Below are 6416 nucleotides of genomic sequence, written 5' to 3'. Positions count from 1 at the left end.
GCGCCAAGGGGGGTCAGCGCGTGGGGCAAGCACCACGAACAGGGGCGCTCAAAAGCAAGGGGGAAAAGTCTTCGTCCGGCAGGCTTCACAAGCCGGGGGGCTCGGGCGCCGGGACCATGTACAACGACCGTCTGCCCGCCATCATTCCGGGGGCACCGCATCCATCCGGGCAGGCCGGAGGGGGCTGCTACTGCGGTCGTACGGGATATGTAACGACGGCGGGCCGGCCAGGATTCCGGGCTCAGGGTGCGGCCGGTCACGGGACGACACCACCCGGCGGGCGCAGACCGGATTTCCGGCCGCCCGCCGCCGCGCGACGGAACCGGGCAAGCGGCCACCGCGGCGCAGACCGGACACGTCGGTCAGGGTGCGGACCGGGCTCGGGCAGCCTCTCCACATCACGAACCGGACATTCGTCGCATCGAGGTATATACGGACCGAGGCCCGCAAGGGAGCTGGCGGGCGCGGCGAGGGCGAGTGGCACCCGCGCCGGGCCGACTCAGGACACCGCGACCGGTCCAACGGGTTTGGGTGCGTTTCTTGTCGCTCCAGCGACAACAAACGCACCCGGTGAAGACCTTGCCTCGCCCTGGACCTCGGTGTGGCCCGGCATCGACTGGCGACGGATCGGATCTGCTGACGAGCGGTATGACTCTCCGTCATAAATATGACGGAGAGTCATACCGCTCATCATGGCATCCCCCTCCAGAGCGCGACACGCCCGAGCGGCCACCGTGCCTTGGACACTGGCCTCGATCGCCCCCGCCTTGGACGCCGGCCCCGACCGCCCCACCTTTGGGGGACGCCCGCCCCGACCGCCGCGCCTTTGGACGCCGGCCCCGACCGCCGCGCCTTTGGACGCCGGCCCCGACCGCCCCGCCTTGTACGCCGGCCCCGAGCCGTGCCAGCGACTGGCCGGCGATCCGGCCGGATCGGTGCCGCCGCCCCCACGGTGCAATCCGACGGTGCGGCCGCACGGTGCGGCGGGACGGTGCGGCCGAACGGTGCGGCCGAGGGTGCGGCTGGACGGTGCGGCCGGGAACGACCGTTCGGGGGCCACCATGACGGGCCGCCTGCTGCGATCATCAGCCGGTGTTCGTGAAGAATCCCCACCTCCTGCTGGCCGCAGGCACGGCCGCCGTGCTCGCCGCCGTCGCGGTCCTCACCGGGCCGACACCGCTGCACCGGCCCGTCCGGGGGGTGTTGAGGGCGCCGGGCAGCACCGCGACGCCGATCGGCACGGGCACGCCCGGCGGCGCCGCCGTCCCGGGCGGCACGGGCACGCCGAGCACCATCACCGGCGCGCCGGCAGGCACGGGCGCTCCGGGCGGGACGGGCACCCTGGGCGGCACGGGCACGCCGGGCGGCACGGGGACGGGGGCACCAGGCACCGACGCGCTGCCCGGAGCCACCCGGCCGGGCACCCTGCCCCCGGTGGTGAACCACGGCCCGCGTACCGGGGCGAAGGTGGCGCTGACCTTCGACGCGGACATGACCGAGGTCATGCGCCGCGAGCTGCGCGGCCCGCACCCCCCGTCGTACGCGAACCTGAAGGTGATCGAGCTGTTGGAGCGGGAGCGGGTGCCGGCCACCTTCTTCCTGACCGGCATGTGGGTGGAGCAGTACCCGGAGCTGACCCGCCGGCTGGCCGACAATCCGCGGTTCGAGCTGGCGAACCACACCTACGGGCACGCGGCGTTCACCCCGCGCTGCTACCACCTGCCGCCGATCCCCCGCCAGCGGATGACCGCCGACGTGGCCCGGACCTTCGACGTGATCGCCCCGTACGGCGGGCGGCAGACCCGGTACTTCCGTTTCCCCGGGCTCTGCCACGACCGGACGGCGCTGACCGAGCTGGCCCCGCTCGGGGTGACCGTGGTGGACGGCGACGTGGTCAGCGGCGACCCGTTCGCCACCCGGTGGCAGCCGCTGGTCCGGGCGGTGCTGGCGGGGGCCCGCCCCGGCTCGGTGATCATCCTGCACGTCACCGAGGCGAACGCGCCGATGACCGACGAGGCGCTGCCGCACATCCTGGCCGGCCTGGCCGAACGGGGCCTGACCCCGGCGCCGCTCTCCGAGGTGCTCGGCGGCTGAGCCCGGTCGGGAGGTGGCGGAGACCTGGCGGGGGACCGAGCCCCGGAAGCCGGCCGCGGAATCCCGTCACATGCCTAGCATCGGGGAGAAGCCGAGAGGGAGGTGGTCGCCATGACCGCAGCGACGCAGATGCCCAAGGTCCAGGAGTGCACGGTCGTGTCCTGCGCCTACAACCACACCAACGACTGTCACGCCTTCGCGATCACAGTCGGCAGCAGCGACCACGCCCACTGCCACACCTTCGTCGAGTTGCCGGTGCGCGGGGGCATCGACCAGCTCGTCGCGCAGGTCGGCGCCTGCTCGCGCGCCGACTGCCGGCACAACTCCGACCTGGAGTGCCACGCCCCGTCGATCACCGTCGGCCCGCGGACGGACATGGCCGACTGCATGACCTATCAGAGCCGCTGACCGCGGGCCTTCCGGTTCACGACAGCCCGTTGGCCTCGCGGATCACGGTGACCATCTCGTCGATGATGGGGCTGAGGGCGAAGTTCTTCGGGGTGAAGACGCGGGCCACCCCGGCGGCGCGCAGCGCCTCCGCGTCACCCGCGGGGATGATGCCGCCGACCACCACCGGCAGGTCGCCCCGGCCGGCGGCGCGCAGCCCGTCCAGCACGGCCGGCACGGCCGCCAGGTGCGAGCCGGAGAGCACCGAGAGCCCGACCAGGTCGACGTCCTCCTCGACGGCGGCGGCCACGATCTGCCCGGCGGTCAACCGGATGCCCTGGTAGACGACCTCGAAGCCGGCGTCACGGGCGCGTACCGCGATCTGCTCGGCGCCGTTGGAGTGCCCGTCCAGGCCGGGCTTGCCGACCAGCAGCCGCAGCCGGCCGCTGCCCAGCTCCCGGGCCGTCGCGGCGACCCGCTCGCGGACCGCGCCCAGGGTGGCGTCGCCGCCCGCGCCGGCCGCCCCGGCCAGCCCGGTGGGCGCCCGGTACTCGCCGAAGACCTGGCGCAGCGCGCCGGCCCACTCGCCGGTGGTCACCCCGGCCCGCACGCACTCCAGGGTCGCCGGCATCAGGTTCGTCGTGGTCGCGGCGTCCGCGCGCAGCCGGGCCAGTGCCGCGTCGACCGCCGCGTCGTCCCGGCCGGCCCGCCACTCGCGTACGGAGGCGACGGCGGCCGCCTCGACCGCCGGGTCGACCTGCTCGACGGCCTCGGCGCCGGCCGCGGTCAGCGGCGACGGCTCGGTCTCGGTGAACCGGTTGACGCCGACCACCACGTCGGCGCCGGACTCCATCCGACGGCGCCGTTCGGCGAGCGAGGCGACCAGTGCGCTCTTGAGGTAGCCGGTCTCCACGGCGGCCACCACGCCGCCCATCTCCAGCACCTTGTCCAGCTCGACCCGGGCGCCGGTGACGATCCCGTCGACCAGCGCGGTCATCACGTGCGAGCCCTCGAACAGGTCGGGATACTCCAGCAGGTCCGACTCGTACGCCAGGACCTGCTGCATCCGCAGCGACCACTGCTGGTCCCACGGGCGGGGCAGGCCGAGCGCCTCGTTCCAGGCGGGCAGCTGCACCGCGCGGGCCCGGGCGTCCCGGGAGAAGGTCACGCCGAGCATCTCCAGCACGATGCGCTGGATGTTGTTCTCCGGCTGGGCCTCGGTCAGGCCGAGCGAGTTGACCTGTACGCCGTAGCGGAACCGGCGCTGCTTCGGGTTCTCGACGCCGTAGCGCTCGCGGGTGATCTCGTCCCAGAGCGCGCCGAACGCGCGCATCTTGGCGATCTCCTCGACGAAGCGCACCCCGGAGTTGACGAAGAAGGAGATCCGCTGGACCACGTCGCCCATCCGCTCGGCCGGCACCTGACCGGAGTCGCGGACCGCGTCGAGCACGGCGACCGCGGTGGCGAGCGCGAAGCCGACCTCCTGCACCGGCGTCGCGCCGGCCTCCTGGAGGTGGTACGAGCAGATGTTGACCGGGTTCCACTTCGGCATCTCGCGCAGCGTGTACGCGACCACGTCGGCGGTCAGGCGCAGCGAGGCGGCCGGCGGGAAGATGTACGTCCCCCGGGACAGGTACTCCTTGATGATGTCGTTCTGTGTGGTCCCGCCGCAGGCGACCAGCTCCGCGCCCTGCTCGGCGGCGACCGTGCCGTAGAGGGCGAGCAGCCACATCGCCGGCGCGTTGATGGTCATCGAGGTGTTCATCCCGGCGAGCGGGATGCCGTCGAAGAGGGCCCGCATGTCGCCGAGGTGGGACACCGGCACGCCGACCCGGCCGACCTCGCCGACGGCCAGCTCGTGGTCCGGGTCGTACCCGGTCTGGGTGGGCAGGTCGAAGGCGACCGAGAGGCCGGTCTGCCCCTTGCCCAGGTTGCGGCGGAAGAGCGCGTTGGTGGCCGCGGCGGAGGAGTGCCCCGCGTACGTGCGCATCACCCAGGGGCGGTCGCGCTCCGGCAGCCGGTCCGGGAGAGCCTTCTCGTCCATGGCCGGAGTCTAAGTTACCGTTCAGTAAAACGGGTTGTGCAAAACCACACAGGTCCATGGAGTGGACCACCGGGTACGCCGGGCGCGACATGGCCGACACCACCACACCCCGGGCCGCCGCCACGTGCGCCGGGGTCGCACACTTGACGTCATGGATGACGAGCTCGCGATCTCCATCCGGGGACTGCGCAAGGCGTACGGCGACAACGTCGCGGTGGCGGGGGTCGACCTCGACGTCCGCCGGGGCGAGGTGTTCGCCCTGCTCGGCCCGAACGGGGCGGGCAAGACCACCACGGTGGAGATCCTGGAGGGCTACCGGCAGCGCGACGCCGGTGAGGTCTCGGTGCTGGGCAGCGACCCGGCCCACCCCGCCGCGGACTGGCGCTCCCGGGTGGGCATCGTGCTCCAGGGCACCGGCGAGTTCGACGAGCTGACCGTCGCCGAGGTGGTCCGGCACTTCTCCGGCTTCTACCCCGACGCCGACGACCCGGACAAGGTGGTCGAGCGGGTCGGCCTGGCCGGCAAGGCGAAGGCCCGTACGCACACCCTCTCCGGCGGGCAGAAGCGCCGGCTCGACGTGGCGCTGGGCATCATCGGCCGCCCCGAGCTGCTCTTCCTCGACGAGCCGACCACCGGTTTCGACCCGGAGGCCCGGCGGGAGTTCTGGGAGCTGATCCGGGACCTGGCCGCCGCCGGCACCACCATCGTGCTCACCACGCACTACCTGGACGAGGCGGAGGCGCTGGCCGACCGGGTCGGCGTGATCGCCGGCGGCCGGCTGGTCGAGGTGGCCCCGCCGAACCGGCTCGGCAACCGGCAGGAGGCCCTGGCGACGGTCTCCTGGCGTACCCCGGACGGGGCGGTGGAGAGCGCGGAGAGCGCGACGCCGACGGCCCTGGTGGCGGAGTTGGCCGCGCGTCTCGGCGGCGAGGTCCCCGGCCTGACGGTGACCCGGCCGACCCTGGAAGACGTCTACCTGCGGATGATCGGACACTGATGACGACCACCACGAAGCCGGCGGCCCCGGTCGCCGCCACCGGCGCCCGGCGGGTCGGGCCGGGCGCGCTCGCGCTGCGGCAGGGCCGGCTGGAGATCACCCAGTTCCTGCGCAGCCGGGAGTCCGTCGTCTTCACGATGGGCTTCCCGATCATCATGATCCTGATCTTCGCGGCGATCTTCGACGGGACGATCGGCGGCGGGGTGAAGTTCACCCAGTACTTCATCACCGGCATGATCGCGACCGGCCTGATGACGGTGAGTTTCCAGAACCTCGGCATCTGGATCCCGATCGAGCGGGACCGGGGGGTGCTCAAGCGCTACCGGGGCACACCGATGCCCAAGTGGGTCTGGTTCGCCGGCAAGGTGATCATGGTGGTGGCGATCGGCATCGCCGAGACGGCGCTGCTCCTGGTCGTCGCCGTCGCGCTCTTCGACCTCGACCTTCCGGCCACCGCCGCGAAGTGGTTCACCTTCGGGTGGGTCGCCGCGCTGGGCGTCACCGCCTGCACCCTGTGCGGGATCGCCATCTCGTCGCTGGCCCGCACCGCGCGCAGCGGCTCCGCGGTGGTCACCCCGGTCTCCCTGGTCCTTCAGTTCATCTCCGGGGTGTTCTTCGTCTTCACCGACCTGCCGAGCTGGATGCAGCAGACGGCGGCGCTCTTCCCACTCAAGTGGATGTGCCAGGGACTGCGCTCGGTCTTCCTGCCGGAGAGCTTCGGCGCCCAGGAGCCGGGCGGCTCCTTCGAGCTCGGCCGGGTCGCCCTCGTGCTGGCCGCCTGGTGCGTCATCGGCCTGATTCTCTGCCTGACCACCTTCCGCTGGACCACCAAGCGCGACGGCTGACCAACGGACGCAGAAGGGGCCGGGCGCGTCGCGCCCGGCCCCTTCGCGT

General features: G+C 72.8%; 5 protein-coding genes. 4 read left to right on the top strand and 1 reads right to left on the bottom strand.

Going from position 1 to position 6416, the window contains the following annotated elements; translation table 11 throughout:
- Positions 1 to 1092 precede the first annotated feature (1092 nt).
- Together V6U81_RS18350 and V6U81_RS18345 are read left to right on the top strand one after the other, a co-directional pair.
- Positions 1093 to 2094, top strand: a complete 1002-nt coding sequence (locus V6U81_RS18350) for a polysaccharide deacetylase family protein (protein WP_334490910.1) — start codon at positions 1093 to 1095, stop codon at positions 2092 to 2094.
- 111 nt (positions 2095 to 2205) lie between these two features.
- Positions 2206 to 2502, top strand: coding sequence for a DUF1540 domain-containing protein (locus V6U81_RS18345; protein WP_334490909.1), 297 nt, complete (start codon positions 2206 to 2208; stop codon positions 2500 to 2502).
- Between the two features lie 16 nt (positions 2503 to 2518).
- Here the strand turns inward: V6U81_RS18345 and V6U81_RS18340 are convergent, their stop codons facing one another.
- Positions 2519 to 4525, bottom strand: coding sequence for a protein meaA (locus V6U81_RS18340; RefSeq protein ID WP_334490908.1), 2007 nt, complete (start codon positions 4523 to 4525; stop codon positions 2519 to 2521).
- A gap of 151 nt (positions 4526 to 4676) precedes the next feature.
- Between V6U81_RS18340 and V6U81_RS18335 the strand changes: the two genes are divergently transcribed.
- Positions 4677 to 5522 (top strand): ABC transporter ATP-binding protein, encoded by an 846-nt coding sequence (locus V6U81_RS18335; protein ID WP_334490907.1) that lies wholly within the window; start codon positions 4677 to 4679, stop codon positions 5520 to 5522.
- Positions 5522 to 6367 carry an ABC transporter permease gene (locus V6U81_RS18330; protein WP_334490906.1) on the top strand — a complete coding sequence of 282 codons (846 nt, stop codon included), beginning with the start codon at positions 5522 to 5524 and terminating at the stop codon, positions 6365 to 6367. The genes V6U81_RS18335 and V6U81_RS18330 overlap by 1 nt, the downstream gene beginning before the upstream one ends.
- The last annotated feature ends 49 nt before the right edge of the window (positions 6368 to 6416 follow it).

It is taken from the genome of Micromonospora lacuserhaii (assembly GCF_036902735.1).
Classification (GTDB): Bacteria; Actinomycetota; Actinomycetes; order Mycobacteriales; family Micromonosporaceae; genus Micromonospora.
This window is presented reverse-complemented; position numbering and strand designations above follow the sequence as displayed.

What these genes read in the sequence shown, in the direction of transcription:
- V6U81_RS18340 (WP_334490908.1), bottom strand. Translation starts at nt 4,525, where the DNA reads ATGGACGAGAAGGCTCTCCCGGACCGGCTGCCGGAGCGCGACCGCCCC.
- V6U81_RS18335 (WP_334490907.1), top strand. Translation starts at nt 4,677, where the DNA reads ATGGATGACGAGCTCGCGATCTCCATCCGGGGACTGCGCAAGGCGTAC.
- V6U81_RS18345 (WP_334490909.1), top strand. Translation starts at nt 2,206, where the DNA reads ATGACCGCAGCGACGCAGATGCCCAAGGTCCAGGAGTGCACGGTCGTG.
- V6U81_RS18330 (WP_334490906.1), top strand. Translation starts at nt 5,522, where the DNA reads ATGACGACCACCACGAAGCCGGCGGCCCCGGTCGCCGCCACCGGCGCC.